This window comes from Amycolatopsis sp. NPDC003731 (assembly GCF_053586895.1).
In genome coordinates this window covers 138,924-157,586 of sequence record NZ_JBSFNC010000003.1, presented here as the reverse complement: position 1 = coordinate 157,586, position 18,663 = coordinate 138,924, and the positions used below count along the sequence as shown (strand labels likewise).

Below are 18,663 nucleotides of genomic sequence, written 5' to 3'. Positions count from 1 at the left end.
CCTGCGGTTCAGCGAAATTTCCTTATCCAACAAGCAGAAGGAGCCTTTCCCGCCTTGACACGGCGTGCCGGCCGCTGAACAATCCGGCGTCCGGGTCGGCGGAGGACCCCAAGCCGACCTTACGACGGCTTTTCACGCGGCCAGCAAGGAATCACCCCCGCAACCACCAACCGGGCCCGCGAAGCCCGAGCCCGGTCAATGACCTGAACACTCCGCCACCCAGCGGGAACCTGATCAGCCAGCAACCCCGCCCGCCACTTCCCCACCCGCCGGACGTGCCGCGCAAAAGACCGAGCCCGCACAACCCGCCCCCGGCTCACCTGGCCGGCGAGCGCCACCTCCGCGGGCACGTCCAGGAACAACAACCGCACCGACCGCCGGCTGACCGCCCCGACCAGCGCGAGCAACGCCCGAGTAGAAGCCCGCGTCGACGGCTCGTGGACCACGACCGGCCCGTCCTCACCGAGCGCCCGCGCGACGATCCGTGCCCGGTGCCACGCGTGCACCACCGGCCGGTACCAGCGGTACGGCAAAGCCGGAACCAGCGCCCCCAATCTCTCCCGCACCTGGTCGGAGTCCAGCACCGGCAGCCCGGCGGCGGCGTGGCGGAGCATGGTCGTCTTCCCCGCTCCCGGCAACCCCGCCACGACGAGCAGGTCGCGCCGGCCGAGCTCGATGACAGTGGGCTCGCTCATGCCCCGTCAACGCCCCGGCGAAGGTAATGGTTCCTTTACCTTACGCAGAGTGACCGGCACGCCGGAGACCACCCGGCCGCGCCTTTAGTCACTCCATCGCCTGAAAACCCATGCGCGCCAAGGCATCCGACGCCGGAACCGCTTCGGGTGAAGATCGCCCGAAGACCTTCCCGGCGTCCGGAAAATCCCTATCTTCTGGAAGGGACGCTCAGTGAGAACAGGGGAAACTCGTCATGACCCAGTCGCTGGAACTCCCGGTCCAGGAATACTGTCTCGATTGGACGCTCACGGGCGACGAAGGCGCCCGGGTCGGGATCACCCTCTCCGGGCAGGTGTCCCTGCTGGACAACAACCGGTTCTACAAGATCGACGGGGTCGTCTACGTCTCCGAGGGCGACGCCGACATCCGCGCGGTCGGGAACCCGCGGATCTCCGTGCGCCGCAACGGCGTCGAGAAGACCGGACGCCAGTGGGGCTGGGAGATGTGCTCGGCGCGCAAGAGCCTCGGCGCGCTGAACACGATGGAGGGCTACTTCGTCCGCACCGGCTACTGGGCGCCCGCGGACCGCGCCATCCAGCTGAGCCTGTGCGCCGAGCTGGGGTGGAGCCGGCGCAAGAGCTACAGCCCGCACGTCACCGTCCGGATGGTCGACTGACCACTGTGGACGCCCGGCGCCGCGCCGCCGCGACGACCAGCCCGGCCGCCACCGCGCCGGCCACCGCACACCCGGCCCCGAACCCCGGCGACGGCTCGTGCACCCGCAGCACGGACACGCACAGCCACACCGCGGCGCCGAACAGCAGGCCCAGTACGGGGCCGCCGACCGCCGCGCCCCGCCAGCGGTGGCCGTTGCGGATCGTCCGCAACCCCGATTCGAGGTAGGCGAGGGCGAACAGCGCCAGGATGAGACTGCCCGCGCCCATCGCGCTGGCCAGGGGGTGCTGGCTGGTGAGCAGGGTGAAGGTCTGCGTGGCCGAGTCGGTCCGCACCTCGGCGGTGACAGCGCCCCCGACGATCCACCGGGCAACCCCCGGAAGGGTGAGTTCGGCGCTGAAGCCGTTGCCCTCGGGCTTCGCCTCGGCGGACGCGGACCCGAGCGGAATCCCGGCGGCGGAAAGCGCCAGCGCAACGCGGCCCGGCTGACCAGGCCCGGTCAGCACGACAGGCTTGCTGAGATCGACCTCGACGGGCGCGGCGGCGGAGTCACCCCCGAGCGTCACGGTGGACACCTGGTGCGGCAGCCGTGCGGGGTTGAGCAGGGCAAGCACGACGAGAACGACCGCGGCCGCCGCAGCCGCCAGCCGCAGCCACACCACGGCGGCTTGGGAAGCGGACTCGTCCGGCGCGGAACCGGCCGCACCGCCGGACCACCCGGCGCCGGCATCGGCACCGGCCCGCCCGGAACCACCCGGTCCAGCGCCGGCCACCCCAGCACCCGATCCGGCGCCACCCGGCCACTCGGCGCCGGCCACCCCGGCACCCGAACCGGCGCCGCCCGGCCACTCGCCGCCGGCCACCCCAGCACCCGAACCGGCGCCACCCGGCCACTCGCCGCCGGCCACCCCGGCACCCGAACCGGCGCCACCCGGCCGCCCGGCGCCCGGCGCGTCGGCGCCCGGCCGCCCCGGCTCACCCACCTCGGCGGGCGCTCCGACCAGCGTCGCCCCGGGCCGGGACACCGGGCGCGTCCGGGCCTCCGCCGGATGCGCCGGTGCGGTCGCCGAGTTCAGGCCCGCGATCACCCGGGGCGTCAGGTGCAGCACCGGCACCCCGGACCGCTCCAGCCAGCCCGGCCCGTACGCCACCGTCGCCGCCGCCGCGAGGTCCGCCGCGAACGACTCCGCCTCCCGGTACCGCGCGTCCAGCTCGCGGGCCAGGCTGCGCATCACCACCGCCGCGATCGGCGACGGGACCCCGGCGATCGGCTGCGGGTCGGTGAACATGTGCTGGCGCATCATGCTGATCGCGCCGCGGGTGTTGTCGAACGGCAGGCGGCCCGACAGCAGCTCGTACAGCACCGTCCCCGCCGCGTAGACGTCGGCCGCCGGGCTGAGCGCATTGCCCATCGCCTGTTCGGGGGCGATGTACGCCGGGGTTCCGAGGATCTCGCCACCGTGCGTCACCAGCGTGGCGCCCTCGCTGATCACCCGGGCGATGCCGAAGTCCGCCACCTTCACCACGCCCTGCGTGCTGAACAGCAGGTTCCGCGGCTTGACGTCGAGGTGCAGCACCCCCGCCCGGTGCGCCGCGTGCAGCCCGGCCAGCATCGCCAGCCCGATCGCGCACGCCTGCTCGCCGCTCACACCACCACCGTGGAAGCGGCTGTGCACCGTCCCGCCGTCGAGCCGCTCCATCACCAGCAGGTGCTCGCGGCCGGTCCGGACGTAGTCGTACACCGGCACGATGTGCGGGTGGTCCAGGCTCGCCAGCACCCGCGCCTCGCGGTCGAAGAGCTCGCTGCTCGCCGCGTGGTTGAGCACGTCCCACGGCAGCTGCTTGATCGCGACGCTCCGGCCCAGCGTCCGGTGCACGCCGGCGAACACGACCCCCATGCCGCCTTCGCCGATCGACTCCCCGATGTCGTACTGCGGCAGGGCGGCGACCAGCTCGGCCGGTGCGCTCATCGGGTGAATTCCTGCGTCGACGGGAGCGGAAGCCGGACCGTCTTGTCACTCTCGGTCTCCGCGGGCGGGGCCGCCGGGTGCGGGGTCAGGTAGCCGAGCAGGAACGCGATCGCCGCCACGCCGAGCACCACCGGGATCTCGATCGCCGGCTCGGGCGGGACCAGGCGCAGCACCGAAAGGCTGATCACCGCGACCAGGCCGGTGCCGAACCCGGCGGGCAGGAACCGCACGCCGCGGCGCCAGCGGTTGGGCGCCAGCCGGTGCCGGGCCAGCGCGAGCAGCGCGGTCACCCAGGCGAGGATGGTCAGCACGAGCATCGCCAGGCCGAAGACGCCGTAGACCGACCAGAAGGACCCGCGGACGTCGGCGACCGTCGTCGCCTCACCCAGCGTGACGCGCCCGGCGTCGAGCAGCTCGACCGAGGACGGCAGCAGCCCGGTCGCCTGCCCGGCCAGGTCACCGAGGTCGAGGACGAACGTCCGCGACACCGACCCGCGCGCCGGCACCTCGAAGGGCGCGGTCGTGTCGTAGGCGAAGAAGGTCAGCGCGAGCGCGACGCCGGAGAGCCGCACGCTGCGGACCTTCACCGGCGCGACACCGGGGTTGGTCGCCACGACCTGCAGCTCGACCTGGCTCGCCGGATCGATCGGGACGGTCGCGTCCTCGATCGGCCGCTGGTCGATCGACACCTGCAGCCGCAGTGACCCGGAGTCGGCCGATGCGGGCGGCGCACCCACGAGCAAGCACAAACCCAACGCAACCCCCGCCGCGATGACACGTCCCATTGGGCATCCCCTACTTGCGTTATCCGACTGGTCCGGAATGCTACAGCGAGCACACACCGGGGAGGGACGTCCCAATGCGATTCGTGGTTCGGCTGTTTTTCGGCGCCGTGGCCGGAACGTTGCTTCTGCTCACGGCGGCGGGCACGGGTAACGCACAAGTTCCGCCGTCGGTTGGTTTGAAACCGTCGACCGGCCCGGCGGGCAGTTCCTTCACCATTTCCTGGAACGGTTTCCCGACCTGCCGGATCATCAATTTCTTCTGGGCCGGCTCGACGCTCGGCCAGAAAGTGGCCCCGGCGACCAGCGGGCAGTTCGCCACCGCCGTCCCGTCCGACGCGAAGCCGGGCTCCTACACGGTGACCGCGACCTGCACGAGCCAGAAGCAGACCGCCAGCGGCACCTTCGTCGTCACCGGGGTCACCACCACCACGCCCCCGCCGCCGGTGACGACCACGCCGCCCCCGCCGGTCACCACGCGGCCGACGCGGCCCGGCACCACCACGACCCCGGCCACCCCCGCCACCACCACGCCGCCGACCACCACGACCACCCCGCCGACCACCACGCCGCCGGCCACGCCCGGCACGCCCACGACGTCCAGCACCGCTCCGAAGCCCGGTGAACTCGTGCTCGACCGGCCGAGCATCAAGGCCGGCGAGCCGCTCTCGGCGTCCGGGAAGGGCTGCCAGCCGAGCCGGATGGTGACCCTCGTGTCGGACGGCACCGAGGTCGGCACCGCCTACACCGACGGCTCCGGCGCCTTCACCGCGCCGGTCGAGTTCACCCGCATCGAGGCCGGGCGGCACACCGTGATCGCGGAGTGCGGGGTGCGGCTGACCGGCGCCGTCGACCAGGTGGTGACGCGCTCGTCCGGCGGGCAGACCGGCACGCTGGTCGTCCTCGTCTTCTTCGTCCTCGCGAGCATCACGGTGATCCGCTTCCGCTGACCCCCGGTTGACATGCACCCGTCTGGCTGCCTATCGTCAAAAGGCAGCCGGACGGCTGCATGTCACCGGGAAGGCGCGATGGACGAGGTCTTCAAGGCGCTGGCCGACCCCAGCCGCCGCCAGCTGCTGGACGTGCTCAACGAGCGCAACGGCCAGACCCTGCGCGAGCTGTGCGCGGGGCTGGACATGGCCCGCCAGTCGGTGAGCAAGCACCTGGCCGTGCTCGAGGCGGCCGGGCTGATCACCACCACCTGGCGCGGCCGCGAAAAGCTGCACCACCTCGACGCCGCGCCGATCAACGCGATCGCCGAGCGCTGGATGACCCGCTACGACCGGCGGCGGGCCGGCGCGCTGGCCGATCTCAAACGAGCACTGGAGTCCGCACCGATGAACGATTTCGCGTACACCACCTACATCAACACGACGCCGGAGAAGCTCTGGCAAGCGCTTACCGATCCGGCGTTCACGAGCCAGTACTGGGGCGTCTCCTTCGAAACCGACTGGAAAACGGGCTCGCCGATGACGTGGGCCGAGCGCGGCGCGAAAACCAGCGACGCCGAACAGGTCGTCCTCGAATCGGAACCCCATCGACGGCTGTCCTACACCTGGCACACGTTCACGGCGGATTGGGCGAAAGCGAACGGCGTCGACGAAGAAACGCTCGCGAAATTGCAGCGGGAAAGCCGGTCCAAAGTCACGTTCACCTTGGAACCGCACGGGGAAATGGTGAAGCTGACCGTGCTCCACGACGGTTTCGACGCCGGCAGCACGACGTTGGAGATGTGCAGCCAGGGCTGGCCCGCGCTGCTGTCCAGCCTGAAGACGCTGCTGGAGACCGGGTCTCCGCTTCCGTGACCTGGCCAAACCGGTCGAACATCGCGAACAAGACAGATCTGGCACAGCAATACGTCTGAATCCTCCCTCTTTTGTGTTCGGCCGGCTGAAGTCCGGGTGAACTTCCCTCTTTCGATCGGATCCGGTTCGGTTTTCCGGGCGTTAGGCTCGCATAATCCGTGACCGGTGATGGTCCGATCGAGTGACGGGAGAGTGCGCGTGCCGGGGTCAGTGCGTACCCGCTGGATCGTGGTGGCCGTGGTCGTGGCCGCCGCGGCGGGCGCCGTCGTGGCGTTCTGGCCGGACAGCGCGGCCGCCGTCGATCCCGAGATCGCCGTCTCGCGCTCGTCGTGCGGCACCGGCTGGACGGATCCGAAGCCGGGGCCGCAGACGTTCCGCCTGCACAACACCGGGTCGGTGACCGCCGAGGTCGACCTGATCGACCCGGCGACCGGCGTGATCTACGGCGAGGTCGAGGGCCTCGGCGCGGCGACGACCCGGCCGTTGCAGGTGAACCTGGGCAACGGCAGCTACGCGTTCCGCTGCCTGCCCGAGGACGCGGGCGCGATCGTCGGGCCGGCCGTGCGGATCACCGGCGGCGCCGAGCGGACCGGGCCGGGCGTCGCGCCGGTGACGCACGACGACCTGCTCGGGCCGCTCAAGGCCTACCAGCAGCACGTCCGGACGGGTTTGGGCGAGCTGGTCGCGAACACGGGCGCGCTGAAGAACACCGTGCACGGCGGCGACCGCGCGGCGAGCCGGGCGGCGTGGCTGACGGCCCACCTGACGTACGAGCGGCTGGGCGCGGCCTACGACGCGTTCGGCGACTCCGACGGCGCTCTCAACGGCACGGCCGACGGCCTGCCGAACGGCCCGGCCGACCCGGGTTTCACCGGCTTCCACCGCCTGGAGCAGGGCCTTTGGCACGGCGAGGACCTGGGCGCGCTCGGCGCCGTCGCCGACCAGCTCGACACCGACGCCCACGCGTTGCAGACGTCCTTCGCCGACAGCCAGGTCGACGGGAACGACCTCGGGCTGCGCGCGCACGAGATCATGGAGAACACGCTGCAGTTCGAACTGACCGGCCGCACCGACTACGGCAGCGGCACGAACCTGGCCACGGCCCGCGCGAACCTCGACGGCACCCGCGCGGTCCTCGACGTCCTGCGGCCGCTGCTGGCGCCGAGGTACCCGGAACTGTCCAAGGTGGACAGCTGGCTGGACCGCACGCAGAAGGCACTGGACGCGGCCCGCCGCCCGGACGGCACCTGGCTCCGCCCGGCCGACCTGGGCCGGGAGCAGCGGCAGAAGCTCAACGCGGACGTGAGCGAGCTGACGGAACTGCTGGCCCCGATCGCGGCGATCGCCGAGCCGAGGAGGGTCTCGTGACGAACTCGCCGCACCACACCACCGCGACCGGCTCCGCTCACCGAACCCCCCTCCGCCTCACCACGATCGCCGAGCCGGGGAGGGTCTCGTGACCGACCTGCCCCGCGCCACCACAGACCAAGCCGCAACCGGCTCCGCTCACCGAACCCCCCTCCGCCCCACCGCGATCCCCGAGTCGGGGAGGGTCTCGTGACCGACCTGCCTCGCGCCACCACAGACCACGCCGCAACCGGCTCCGCTCACCGAACCCCCCTCCACCCCACCACGATCCCCGAGCCGGGGAGGGTCTCGTGACCGACCTACCTCGCGAGAACCGGACCGCGGGCTCGCCTCACGGCCCCGGAACCGGCGTCGCCCGCACCGCGATCCCCGAGTCGGGGAGGGTCTCGTGACCGACCTACCTCGCGAAAACCGGACCGCGGGCTCGCCTCCCGCCGCCGGCACCGGCCTCCCCCGCCGGTCCTTCCTGCGCCGGGCCGCCATGGGCGCGGGCCTCACCGTGGCGGCCGGGGCCGGGCTGGGCGCCTCCTCCGCGACCGTCACCGAGGGCAGCTCGCCCGTGCCCTTCCACGGGCCCCACCAGGCCGCCATCCTCCGCAAGCCGCCGGCCCAGACCGTCGTCGCCTCCTTCGATGCCGTTGCCGAGTCCAAGGCCGAACTCACCGATCTGTTCCGCGCCATCACCGAGCGGGCGCGGTTCCTCACCGCCGGCGGGGCGCCCGCCGCGCTCGGGATCACCGCTCCGCCCGCCGATTCCGGCGTGCTCGGGCCCGTGGTGCCCGGCAGCGATCTCGGCGTCATCCTCGGCGTCGGCGCGAGCCTCTTCGACGACCGGTACGGCCTGGCGAACCTCAAGCCCGCCAAGCTGAAGCCGATGACGACGTTCCCGAACGACGCCCTCGATCCCGCCCAGTGCCACGGCGACCTCAGCCTCGTCCTGTCCGCGAACGACACCGACACCGTCCTGCACGCGCTGCGGGACATCGCCCGCGCCACCCGCGGCGGCATGCAGCTGCGCTGGAAGCTCAACGGCTTCACCTCGCCGCCGCGCCCGGACGGCACGCCCCGCAACCTGATGGGCTTCAAGGACGGCACGGCCAACCCCACCGAGTCCGAAATAGACAGTCTGGTGTGGACACAAGGCGAGCCCGCGTGGACCGCCGGCGGCAGCTACCAGGTCGTCCGGCTGATCCGGATGCTCGTCGAGTTCTGGGACCGGGTCTCCCTGGCCGAGCAGGAGAACATGTTCGGCCGCCGCCGTGACACCGGTGCCCCGCTCGACGGCACGCAGGAGACCGACATCCCCCGGTACTCCGACGACCCCGTCGGCACCGTCATCCCGCTGACCAGCCACATCCGGAAGGCGAACCCGCGCACGCCGGAGACCGACCGCAGCCGGATCCTGCGCCGCGCGGTGAACTACGACCGCGGCGTCGACAGCAACGGCAACCTGGACATGGGCCTCCTCTTCGTCTGCTACCAGCAGGACCTCGAGCGCCAGTTCGAGGCGGTCCAGACGCGGCTGGCCGACGAACCCCTGACCGACTACATCTCCCCGTTCGGCGGCGGCTACTTCTTCGCGCTGCCGGGCGTCACCGGCCCGGACGACCACTTCGGGCGTTCCCTGCTCACCTGACGAGCCAAACCCCACCACGAAAGGAATCCCCTGTGGACAGAAAGACCCGACGGCGACGACGCGGCCTGCTCGGTGCCGGGGCCCTCGCCTCGGTGGCCGCGCTGGCCGTCGTCACCGGCTCCGCGGCGACCACCGCGGACGCCCAGCCGCTGAACCTGTTCCCCGCGCACTGGATCCCGACGTCGACGCCGATCAAGCACGTCGTCGTCATCTTCGGCGAGAACATCTCGTTCGACCACTACTTCGGCACCTACCCGGACGCGGCCAACACGGACGGCACCCCGTTCACCGCCGCGCACGGCACCCCGAAGGTCAACGGCCTCGACAAGAAGCTGCTGACCGACAACCCGAACGCCTACAACCCGAAGCGGCTCACGCCCCAGCAGGCGCTGACCTGCGACCAGAACCACAACTACGGCGCCGAGCAGGCCGCCTTCAACGGCGGCAAGATGGACAAGTTCGTCGAGAAGACCGAGACCGACAAGTGCACCGGGCAGCCGATCCTGTTCGGTGAACCCGGCCTGGTCATGGACTACTACGACGGCAACACCGTCACCGGCATGTGGAACTACGCCCAGCACTACGCGCTGAACGACAACTCGTTCAACACGGTGTTCGGCCCGTCCAGCCCGGGCGCGATCGACCTGATCTCCGGCAACACCCACGGTGTCCAGGCCGTCGACCCGGTGACGCACGAGCCGGTCAGCGACGCCTACGCCGTGCAGTCGCCGGACTCCAGCGGCATCGGCACGATGATCAACGACCCGGACCCGGCGTGGGACGACTGCTCGGGCAAGAACCACACGAGCAAGGACAACCTGGCCACCATGCACGGCCGCAACATCGGTGACCTGCTCAACCAGCGCCACGTCACGTGGGGCTGGTTCCAGGGCGGCTTCCGCCCGACCGGCACGGCCAACGGGTACGCGGTGTGCGGCCAGACCCACGCGAACATCGGCGGCAACGCGGTCGTCGACTACAGCCCGCACCACGAGCCGTTCCAGTACTACCCGTCGACGGCGAACCCGAAGCACCTCCCGCCGTCCTCGGTGCAGGCGATCGGCCAGACCGACCGCGCGAACCACCAGTACGACATCTCCGACTTCAACGACTCGCTCAAGGCCGGTTCGATGCCCGCGGTGAGCTTCCTGAAGGCCCCGCAGTACCAGGACGGCCACGCGGGCTACTCGGACCCGCTGGACGAGCAGCAGTTCGTGGTGAGCGAGATCAACAAGATCCAGCAGTCCCCGGACTGGAAGTCGACGGCGATCGTGCTGGCCTACGACGACTCCGACGGCTGGTACGACCACCAGAAGTCGCCGATCCTCAACGGCTCGCACGACGCATCGCAGGACCAGGCGGTCTGCACGGGCAAGGCGACGACGGTGGGCAAGTACGCCGACCGCTGCGGCTACGGCCCGCGCCTGCCGCTGCTGGTGGTTTCGCCGTACAGCAAGGTGAACCACGTCGACCACACGCTGACCGACCAGACCTCGGTGCTGAAGTTCATCGAGGACAACTGGTTCACCGGCCGGATCGGTGACGCGTCGTTCGACACGCGCGCGAATCCGCTCAACGGGATGTTCGACTTCTGGTGGCCGCAGGCCCGGAAGGTGACGCTCGACCCGAAGACCGGAGCCGTCGTCAAGTAGCCGCTGAAGGCCACCCCGGAAACCCCGGGGTGGCCTTCAGCCCACGTCGGGCACCGCGTCGAGGTCCCAGGTCAGGGTGACGACCGTGCCGGAATCGCCGGACGTGATGTCCGCGCGGTCGGCGCTCGCCCGCAGCAGCAGCAATCCCCGGCCGCGCAGCGAAACCTGGCGGGTGTCCGGCACCGGGGTCCGCCACTGCCCGTGGTCGGTGATCACCACCTCGAGCCGGCCGGGCAGCAGCGTGGCGTCGACGTCCACGAGCCCGTCGCCCGAACCGTCGTAGGCGTGGTCGGCCACGTTCGCCAGTGCCTCGTAACTGGCCAGCACGATGTCGCCGGCCCGGGCCTCGTCGACGCCCGCCGCCAGCACCCACGCCATCAGGTCGTGCCGCAGGCTGCGGAGGGCACCGGGCGCCGCCGGGACGTCGTGGCAGCGGAACGGTTGCGGGGTCATGCGAGTGCTTCGTCGACGGTCGGGTGGACGCCGATCCACGTGTCGAGCCCGGTCGTCTTCAACGGGCCCGACGTCACCGGGGAATCGCTCACCACGCACAACGCGCGCTCGGCCAGCCTGCGGTGGGCCGCCGCGAGCACCTGCAGCCCCGCCGAGCAGAAGAACGTCACTTCACGCAGATCGACCACCAGCTTCTCCGGCCCGCGGGCCAGCACCACGTCGACGACTTCCCCGAACTCCGGCGCGCTGACCAGGTCGATCTCCCCCGCCACGGCCAGCACCGCGGCTCGGCCCCGCCAGTCGAGCGTCACCGCCAGCTCGGTGGCGGGCAGGTCCGGCGTCGAAGGGGTCACGGCCTCCCATCGTGCCGCACTCCCCGCCAAACGGCTACCGGTGCGGGAGCTTCACCACGGTGACCCAGAAATCGTCGATCTTCCGGACCACTTCGACGAACTTCTCGAAGTCGACCGGCTTGGTGACGTAGGCGTTGGCGTGCAGCTCGTAGCTGCGCAGGATGTCCTCCTCCGCTTCGGACGTGGTCAGCACGACCACCGGGATCGTGCGCAGGCCCGGGTCCTGCTTGATGTCGCCGAGCAGCTCCCGGCCGTCCTTGCGGGGCAGGTTGAGGTCGAGCAGGATCAGCCCCGGCCGCGGCGCCTCGCCGAACGGCCCTTCGCGCTTGAGGAACCGCAGCGCTTCGACGCCGTCCTCGGCGACGTGCAGCGGGTTGCGGATCTTGTGGTGCGCGAAGGCTTCCCGGGTCATCAGGACGTCACCCGGGTCGTCCTCGACGAGCAGGATGTCGATCGGGGCGGGCTGCTGCGTCACGTGGTGCCCCCTTCCTCGGCGGCGGCGGGCAGGGTGAAGCGGAAGGTGGTGTCCGCGGCTTCGGTGTCGAGCCAGATCCGGCCGCCGTGGTACTCGACGATCCGGCGGCACAGGGCCAGGCCGATCCCGGTGCCCGGGTACGCCGACCGCGTGTGCAGCCGCTGGAACAGCGCGAACACTCGTTCGGCGTACTCGGGGTCGATGCCGATCCCGTTGTCCGACACCGAAAACACCCAGTCGTCGCCGTCGCGCTCGGCGCTGACCCGGACCTCCGGCGGCGTCTCGCCCTTGAACTTCAGCGCGTTGCCGATGAGGTTCTGGAACACCGCCGTCATCAGCGCCGGCTCGACGCGCACCTCGGGCAGCTCGCCGCGGCTGACCTTGCCGCCGCTCAGCGACAACGCCACCTCGAGGTTGGCGATCGCGTCGTCGGCCAGCGCACCCGCGTCGGCCACGACGTGCTCGCCCGGTTTGCGGCCGACTCGCGAGAAGGCCAGCAGGTCGTTGATCAGCACCTGCATCCGCTTCGCGCCGTCGACGGCGTACTCGATGTACTGCTCGCCGCGCTCGTCGAGCAGGCCCTGGTAGCGCCGCTGGAGCAGCTGGCAGAAGCTCGCCACCTTCCGCAGCGGTTCCTGCAGGTCGTGCGAAGCGACGTAGGCGAACTGCTCGAGGTCGGCGTTGGACCGCTTCAGCTCGCGGGTGCGCCGGTCCAGCATGGCGTTGGACTCTTCCGCCTCGCGCGTGCGCCGGTCGAGCAGCGCGTGCGCCTGCTCGAGCTCGGCCACTTCGTCGAGGATGCGCTGCCGCATCGCCTCGACGTCCGCGCCGAGCTGGGCGATCTCCCGCGGTCCGCTCCCCCGCACCGGGCTGTGGACGTCGGCGTCGGCGACCCGGCGGACCTGCCCGGCCAGCCGGAGGATCGGCCGGGTGACGACCTGCCGCAGGCCGAAGAACAGGAACGCGAACAGCAGCAGGACGAGCACGGCGACGGCCACGAACATCGCGTTCAGGAAGTTCGCCGCCGCGTCGAGGTCGCCGCGGCCGGTGTCGCGGAGCGCGGCCAGGTGGTCGAGCTGGGTGTCGAGGGCCGTGCGGACGTCGACGAACAGCGTCCGGCCGCGCTCGACCTGGTCCGCGGTGACCGGCGGCGCGGTGGGCGCGATGGTCGGCGCGGCCGCGTCCTGCCAGGCGGTGGCCGCCCGCAGCACGGCGTCGAGGTCGTCGCCGATCTGCGTGCCCGGGGTCGCGCCGAGCTGCCGCAGCTGCCTCACCGCGTCGGCCTGCGACCGCATCCCGTCCGTGTAGGGCACCAGGAAGGCCGGCTGCCGGCCGAGCTGGTAGCCGCGGACCCCGCTTTCCTGGTTCAGCAGGGCGGTCGACAGCTGGGTCGCGGCGAGGCGCTGTGGCGCGATCACGTCGAGCAGGCGGGTCCGGGCCTCGGTCAGGTTGTGCAACGCGATCCCGGCCGCGATCAGCGCGGCCACCAGCAGCACGGTCTCGGCGGCGGCGAGCAGCGCCAGCCGGCGGCGGATGGGCCAGCCGCGTACGTCAGCGCTCATCGGCCTCGGCTTCCGGGTCGTGGCTGAGCAGGGCAAGAGCGACGTCGTCGTCGAGCGGGCCGGAGTTGAGCCGTTCGGCGCGGGCGATCAGCTCGTCGAGCAGCGCGTGGCTGTCCAGCCCGGTGCCGCGCTTGATGTCGATCACCAGCGCGGCCATCCGCTCGTGGCCCAGCCGTTCGGACCCGGCGCCGACGCGGCCCTCGAACACGCCGTCGGTGTACAGCATCAGGGACCACCCGGGCTCCAGGGGCACTTCCAGCGCGTCCCACTTGGCGCCCTCGACGACGCCGAGCGGGACGCCGAGGCGCTCGCCGGAGAGCAGGTGCCCGTCGCCGGGGGTGAGCAGCAGCGGCGGCAGGTGCCCGGCCAGCGACAGGCGCAGGGATCTTCGGTCCGGCGCGACGACGACCATGCAGACGGTGGCGAACAGCGGCTCGATCCGCTCGTGCACCAGGACCCGCTCGACCATGCTCAGCACGTCGGGCATCGGCAGGCCGGCCATCACCAGCGAGCGCCACGCGATCCGCAGGGCGACGCCGAGCGCGGCCTCGTCCGGGCCGTGGCCGCAGACGTCGCCGATCATCATGTGCACGGTGCCGTCGTCGAGCTCGATGGCGTCGTAGAAGTCGCCGCCCAGCAGGGACCCGTTGCGGCCGGGCCGGTAGCGGGCGGCCAGGTCGAGGTGGGGATCGCGCAGCAGCGGGCTGGGCAGCAGGCCGCGTTCGAGCCGCGCGTTCTCCCGGGCGAGCAGCTGCTGCTGGAGGAACTGCTGCTCGACCTGCTCGGCGCGCTTGCGTTCGCGGGCGAACCGCAGTGCCTTGACCAGCAGCGGACCGTCGACCTGGTCCTTGACGAGGTAGTCCTGCGCGCCGGCGGCGACCGCGGCGACGCCGGTGGCCTGGTCGTGCTGCCCGGTCAGGACGACCACCGCGACCCCGGGGGCGTGCTGCCCGAGCTTGGTCAGCCCGCTCAGGCCCATCGCGTCGGGCAGCTGGAGGTCGAGCACGACGCAGTCGGCGGTGAGCGGGCCGTTGAGCGCGGCGGAGAGCGTCTCGACGCGTTCGAGCACGTACGGCACGTTCGTGTCCGCCAGCATCTCTTCGACCAGCAGGGCGTCGCCGTCGTCGTCCTCGATCAGGAGCACCCGCAGGCGCGTGCGGGGATCCCACGATGAGTCGAGCGCGGCGGTCACCGGCGTCTCCCGTTCGGCTGCTCTTGAGCCAGCACATCCAGACGATCAACCCTAGCGGCACCGGCGGCGGCCGCCTACGGCCGCGAAACCGGTCCCACCGGGGTAGCGTTTTATAGCACCCCCGTGTGACACCTGGTGGATAACGGTTCGGGTGACAGCCGGACACCGCCTCGCGGGACGCCTCAGAAGAGCGGCCGCCCGCTGTTCTTCGCGGTCACGTACGCCTGCCAGTCGCGGGTGACCTGGTCGGCGTAGCTCGTCGCGAAGGCCCGCGTCTCGGCCTGCAGCCCGGAGACGGACGTGATCGCGCCGTCGATCGCCGCGTCGGCCGAGTACGTCACCCCGGTGCCGGCGATGTCCTGGTCGGCGCGCGAGTGCGCCGCGGCGAGCAGGCGGGCGACGTCGCGGACGGTGTCGTCCCAGATCGCCGACGTCGTCAGGTCGCCGATCTCCAGGTCTTCGGCGAACGGGGACTTCTCCTTGACCAGCACCGGCGTGCTGCCGACGCTCGCCCAGCCGGCCAGCGGGTCCGACTGGCCGGCGAGCCAGCGCAGGGCCAGCGCCGGCCGCTGCCCGCCGGTGAGGGTGGTGGCGTTCGGCGCGAGCTGCCGGGGCGCCGGGTCGACCTCCTGCTTGACCTCCAGGATCCGGTCGTCGGAATTCGCCGTCGTGTCGCCCTCGACGAGCACGTACCAGCGGAAGCGGCCGAGGCTGCCGGTGCCCGCGCCGGTCCGCCGCCGCACGTCCTTGACGACGGCTTCGGACGCCTTGAGCGGCCGCCCCGCGGTCGTCCGGTAGGCCGCGATCGCGTTGCCGAGCTGGGTGCGGGTCGCCGCGGACACCGCCGGCAGCTGCGGATCGCTCATGAAGTGGCCGCCGGTGGTCCACTTCGCGATCAGGTCGGCCCGCTTGTCCCCCGCGGCGTCGTCGATCAGGTCCCCGACGAGGTCGGAGGTGTTGCTCGAGGTCAGCCGCCAGCTCGCCTCGTCACCGGTCCCGTGGAACTTGGCGATCCACTGCGCGTACTCGGCGACGAAGGTGTCGACGTCGGTGGCGATCTGGCTCGCGCCGCGGCCGTCCGCCCGGCCGGCGAGGACGATCGACACGGCTTCGCGGCGCAGCTCCCACGTCCACGAACCGCGCCAGGCGTCGTCGGTGTCGTTCAGCGCGAACTGCTCTTCGTTGTCGGCCCCGCGGTCGGCGCCGGTGTTCTCCAGGTGCGCGTCACCGGTCAGCCACACGTCCCCGCCCGCGGTGGCGTAGGCCGACGGCGGCAGTTCCCCCAGGTCGCGGTAGTAGAGCGGCGAAGTGCCCCGGAAGAACGCCCACGCGCTCGACGCCAGCGCCTGCGTCCGCAGCGTCAGCTCGTCGTCGGTCGCGCCGGCGTTGAGGACGTGCAACGCGTGGTCCCGGTCGTAGAGCACCGCCACCGGGTCCCGGCTCAGGCCGGCCGCCTCCCCGGGCGCGGCGGTGGCGAGCAGCGTGACAACGACCAGGATCCCCACAGTGGTTCGGCGCATTCCCCCAGGTATACGCGCGGAAGGTGAGCGGCAGTCAGCGCGCGGTCAACGTGACGGCGAACGTGTTGCTGTCACTTCGGACCAGCGAGCTGAGGTACTCCGTGAACGTGCCGCAGCCGGTCAGCGGCGGGATGGCGTACTGCCCGCTCACCGGCCCGCCCGACGCGAGCGCGAACCCGGTGCCCGTCTTCAGGTCGACCGGGATCGAAGCGCTCGCCCGGCACCCGGCGTCCGCGACCGGCAGCCCGAACAACGTCACCCGGGGCAGCGCCAGCGCCAGCTTCGCGTGCGCGACGAAGCCGTCACCGGTGATCTCGCCGGTTTGCGGGCCGTCCGGGCTGAACTGGAGGTCGGCTGTCCCGGGCACGAACCCGAACACCTTGAACTCCGCCCGGGTCCGGTCGAACGCCGGGCTGAACGCCGGTACCGCGAACGACCCGGTGAGCGGCGCGGTCGCCCCGAGGGCCGGCAGCGTCGTCGAGCCGGTCACGCGGTATTCGCGCGAAGACCCCAGGTCGAAGCCGAGCAGCACCGGGTCCTGGCCGGGGTCGAGCGTGCAGTCGGAGGTGAACGAGCCCAGCCCGGTGTAGGAGCCGTCCGCTTTCTTCGGCGTCAGCCGGGCGCTGAAGCCGCCGATCGTCAGCGTCGTCCTGCCCGCGTTCGGCAGCTGGACCGGCGGGACCGAACCGGACGCCTGCGTGGTGAACGCCCCCGACGGCGGCACCGCGGTCTTCGCCACCGTCAGCGGGAGGCTCAGCGGCAGCGTCAGCGGGCCGTTGGTCAGCGTCACCCCTGCGGACGCCGTCCCTTCGATGCTCGCCGCGCCGACCAGGGCCAGCCCGCGGGCGGACTTGTCGGGCACGGTCACCGAAACCGCGAGGTCCGCCGTCGTGAACGTCCCGCCCGGCGCCGAGGGCACTTCGAACGACGCCTTGACCTCCACCGCCAGCTGCTGCAGGCCGATCAGCGGGAACGGGCAGGTGAAGTTCAGCTTCTTGTCGATCGGCGTCGACGCCGAAGCGGGCGTGGCGACGGCGCAGGCGATCACGCAGGCGGCGAGCAACGACCGGGCGATCCGCACGGGCGATCCCTTCCTCGAGTGTTCCGGGTGTGGCACCGGCCCCCGCCGCGGCACGGTCGGCGCGCGGCGAGGGCCGGCAGATCAGGTCACTTCTTGGCGAGGGTGAGGTTCAGCGAGTTGCCGTCGCTCTTGGCGAAGGCGCTGATGATGTCGTTGAACGCCCCGCAGTTCTGCAGCGCGGACAGCGAGTACGTGCCCGACAGCTTGCCGCCCTTGAGCAGGTCGAAGTCGGGACCGGTGGTCATCTCGCTGGTCGAGGAGCTGACCGTGCCGCACTTCGGGTCGGTGCTGATCGGGATGCCGAACAGGTTGACCGTGGTGAGGAAGGTGTCGAACTTGATGTGCGCCTTGAAGCCGGTGCCCACCAGCTCGCCGGTCTGCGGGCCGTTCTGCACGACCTTGACGTCCGAGCTGCCCTGCAGGAAGCCGAACAGCTTGAAGTCGGTGTGCGTCGGGTTCAGCTGCAGGCTGCCGGTGAACGTCTTGGCCGACAGGTTGACGTCGGCGTCGAACGAACCGGTGATCGGCGCGGTGCTGCCGAGCGACTTCAGCGCGGTCTGGCCGGTGATGCCGAAGGAGTACTTGATGCCCCCGCCCGGCGGCGTGGTGGTGGGCGGGGTCGTCACCGGCGGCGTGGTCGTCGGCGGCGTGGTGACCGGCGGGGTCGTGGTGGGCGGCGTCGTGGTCGGCCCGCCACCACCGTTGATGGTGATCGTGGCCAGGGTGTTGTTCTGGCCGCTGTCCTGCGTGCAGGGCGCGTCGATCGTGCCGTCCGGCGTGATGCCGGTGACCGACCCGTCGGCCTTGCGAGGGGTGACCTTGAGGTTCAGGTCGCCCACGGTGATCTTCGCCTGGCCGGCCTGGGTGAACGTCAGCGACGGCGTCTTGCCGGCCGCGTTGATGTTCATCTCACCGGACGCCGGGATGTTCGTCTTGTCCAGCGTGATCGGCACGCTGACCGGCAGGTTGAGGCTCGGCGCGGCGACGGTCGCGCTGGCCGTGGCGGTGCCTTCCAGCGTGGTGGCGCCGATCAGGCTCAGGCCGCTGACGGTGTCCGCGTTGATGGTGGACACGGCCTTGATGTCGAACGCGCCGGTCGGTTGCCCGGTGTTCACCGTGGTCGGCAGGTCGGTGTTGATCACCACCTTCAGCGACTGGGAACCCACCAGCGGGAAGGTGCAGTGGTAGTTCAGCGTCAGCGAAATCGGGTCGGCGGCGCTGGCCTGGGCACCGACCACGAGCGCGGTGGCGATGAGCCCGACCGCACCCGCGGCCGCGGCGGCCGCGACCGTCTTCTTCTTGCCTCTTGGGTGACTCACGATGGTCCTTCCGTGTATCAACAGTGATACGAAACGGCGGCGCGTTTCACGTAATCGCGGCCGGACCGTAAGCTAACGAGCGCCTGCGGCGCCGATCAAGGGTTTTCGGTGAAAAGGCCACACAGACACCGCAAATTGTCACACC

At 71.3% G+C, this 18,663-nt stretch carries 18 protein-coding genes; 6 read left to right on the top strand and 12 right to left on the bottom strand.

Going from position 1 to position 18,663, the window contains the following annotated elements; all coding sequences use genetic code 11:
• Positions 1-119: 119 nt before the first annotated feature.
• Positions 120-695 (bottom strand): AAA family ATPase, encoded by a 576-nt coding sequence (locus ACWDN5_RS02670; RefSeq protein ID WP_449674009.1) that lies wholly within the window; start codon positions 693-695, stop codon positions 120-122.
• A 233-nt stretch (positions 696-928) separates the two neighbouring features.
• On the opposite strand from ACWDN5_RS02670, the gene ACWDN5_RS02665 reads away from it, so the two are divergent.
• Positions 929-1,351: a hypothetical protein gene (locus tag ACWDN5_RS02665; protein ID WP_310967276.1), complete on the top strand. Its 423-nt coding sequence runs from the start codon at positions 929-931 to the stop codon at positions 1,349-1,351.
• Here ACWDN5_RS02665 and ACWDN5_RS02660 read toward each other — a convergent pair.
• The 3 genes from ACWDN5_RS02660 to ACWDN5_RS02650 all read right to left on the bottom strand — a co-directional run bounded on the left by ACWDN5_RS02660 (position 1,329) and on the right by ACWDN5_RS02650 (position 4,709).
• Positions 1,329-3,320, bottom strand: a complete 1,992-nt coding sequence (locus tag ACWDN5_RS02660) for a serine/threonine-protein kinase (protein WP_449674007.1) — start codon at positions 3,318-3,320, stop codon at positions 1,329-1,331. The two genes, ACWDN5_RS02665 and ACWDN5_RS02660, sit on opposite strands and share 23 nt — an antisense overlap.
• Positions 3,317-4,105, bottom strand: coding sequence for a hypothetical protein (locus tag ACWDN5_RS02655; RefSeq protein ID WP_449674005.1), 789 nt, complete (start codon positions 4,103-4,105; stop codon positions 3,317-3,319). The genes ACWDN5_RS02660 and ACWDN5_RS02655 overlap by 4 nt, the downstream gene beginning before the upstream one ends.
• Before the next feature lie 349 nt (positions 4,106-4,454).
• The gene (locus ACWDN5_RS02650; RefSeq protein ID WP_449674003.1) at positions 4,455-4,709 is read right to left on the bottom strand and encodes a hypothetical protein; all 255 of its coding nucleotides are present in this window, start codon (positions 4,707-4,709) and stop codon (positions 4,455-4,457) included.
• Positions 4,710-4,731: 22 nt separating this feature from the next.
• On the opposite strand from ACWDN5_RS02650, the gene ACWDN5_RS02645 reads away from it, so the two are divergent.
• The 5 genes from ACWDN5_RS02645 to ACWDN5_RS02625 all read left to right on the top strand — a co-directional run bounded on the left by ACWDN5_RS02645 (position 4,732) and on the right by ACWDN5_RS02625 (position 10,563).
• On the top strand, positions 4,732-5,052 hold the full coding sequence (locus ACWDN5_RS02645) for a hypothetical protein (RefSeq protein WP_449674002.1): 321 nt from the start codon (positions 4,732-4,734) through the stop codon (positions 5,050-5,052).
• A 78-nt stretch (positions 5,053-5,130) separates the two neighbouring features.
• Positions 5,131-5,907, top strand: coding sequence for an ArsR/SmtB family transcription factor (locus ACWDN5_RS02640; protein WP_449674000.1), 777 nt, complete (start codon positions 5,131-5,133; stop codon positions 5,905-5,907).
• Between the two features lie 210 nt (positions 5,908-6,117).
• Positions 6,118-7,275 carry an EfeM/EfeO family lipoprotein gene (locus ACWDN5_RS02635; protein ID WP_449674018.1) on the top strand — a complete coding sequence of 386 codons (1,158 nt, stop codon included), beginning with the start codon at positions 6,118-6,120 and terminating at the stop codon, positions 7,273-7,275.
• A gap of 481 nt (positions 7,276-7,756) precedes the next feature.
• Positions 7,757-8,911, top strand: coding sequence for a Dyp-type peroxidase (locus ACWDN5_RS02630; protein ID WP_449674016.1), 1,155 nt, complete (start codon positions 7,757-7,759; stop codon positions 8,909-8,911).
• A 32-nt stretch (positions 8,912-8,943) separates the two neighbouring features.
• The gene (locus ACWDN5_RS02625; protein ID WP_449673999.1) at positions 8,944-10,563 is read left to right on the top strand and encodes a phospholipase C; all 1,620 of its coding nucleotides are present in this window, start codon (positions 8,944-8,946) and stop codon (positions 10,561-10,563) included.
• 36 nt (positions 10,564-10,599) lie between these two features.
• On the opposite strand, the gene ACWDN5_RS02620 is transcribed toward ACWDN5_RS02625, so the two are convergent.
• The 8 genes from ACWDN5_RS02620 to ACWDN5_RS02585 all read right to left on the bottom strand — a co-directional run bounded on the left by ACWDN5_RS02620 (position 10,600) and on the right by ACWDN5_RS02585 (position 18,518).
• Entirely contained in the window at positions 10,600-11,016 is a 417-nt protein-coding gene (locus ACWDN5_RS02620) for an ATP-binding protein (protein WP_310967263.1), read from the bottom strand.
• A complete protein-coding gene (locus ACWDN5_RS02615) occupies positions 11,013-11,369 on the bottom strand; it encodes an STAS domain-containing protein (RefSeq protein ID WP_310967262.1) in 357 nt (118 codons plus the stop codon). The genes ACWDN5_RS02620 and ACWDN5_RS02615 overlap by 4 nt, the downstream gene beginning before the upstream one ends.
• A gap of 34 nt (positions 11,370-11,403) precedes the next feature.
• Positions 11,404-11,844 carry a response regulator gene (locus ACWDN5_RS02610; protein ID WP_310967261.1) on the bottom strand — a complete coding sequence of 147 codons (441 nt, stop codon included), beginning with the start codon at positions 11,842-11,844 and terminating at the stop codon, positions 11,404-11,406.
• Complete coding sequence (locus ACWDN5_RS02605; RefSeq protein WP_449673997.1) at positions 11,841-13,406, bottom strand: sensor histidine kinase; 1,566 nt, start codon at positions 13,404-13,406, stop codon at positions 11,841-11,843. The genes ACWDN5_RS02610 and ACWDN5_RS02605 overlap by 4 nt, the downstream gene beginning before the upstream one ends.
• Positions 13,396-14,598, bottom strand: coding sequence for a PP2C family protein-serine/threonine phosphatase (locus tag ACWDN5_RS02600; protein WP_449673995.1), 1,203 nt, complete (start codon positions 14,596-14,598; stop codon positions 13,396-13,398). The genes ACWDN5_RS02605 and ACWDN5_RS02600 overlap by 11 nt, the downstream gene beginning before the upstream one ends.
• A gap of 182 nt (positions 14,599-14,780) precedes the next feature.
• Complete coding sequence (locus ACWDN5_RS02595; protein ID WP_449673993.1) at positions 14,781-16,118, bottom strand: DUF2252 domain-containing protein; 1,338 nt, start codon at positions 16,116-16,118, stop codon at positions 14,781-14,783.
• Positions 16,119-16,152: 34 nt separating this feature from the next.
• The gene (locus tag ACWDN5_RS02590) at positions 16,153-17,199 is read right to left on the bottom strand and encodes a DUF6801 domain-containing protein (RefSeq protein WP_449673991.1); all 1,047 of its coding nucleotides are present in this window, start codon (positions 17,197-17,199) and stop codon (positions 16,153-16,155) included.
• 86 nt (positions 17,200-17,285) lie between these two features.
• Entirely contained in the window at positions 17,286-18,518 is a 1,233-nt protein-coding gene (locus ACWDN5_RS02585; RefSeq protein WP_310967255.1) for a DUF6801 domain-containing protein, read from the bottom strand.
• Between the last annotated feature and the right edge of the window lie 145 nt (positions 18,519-18,663).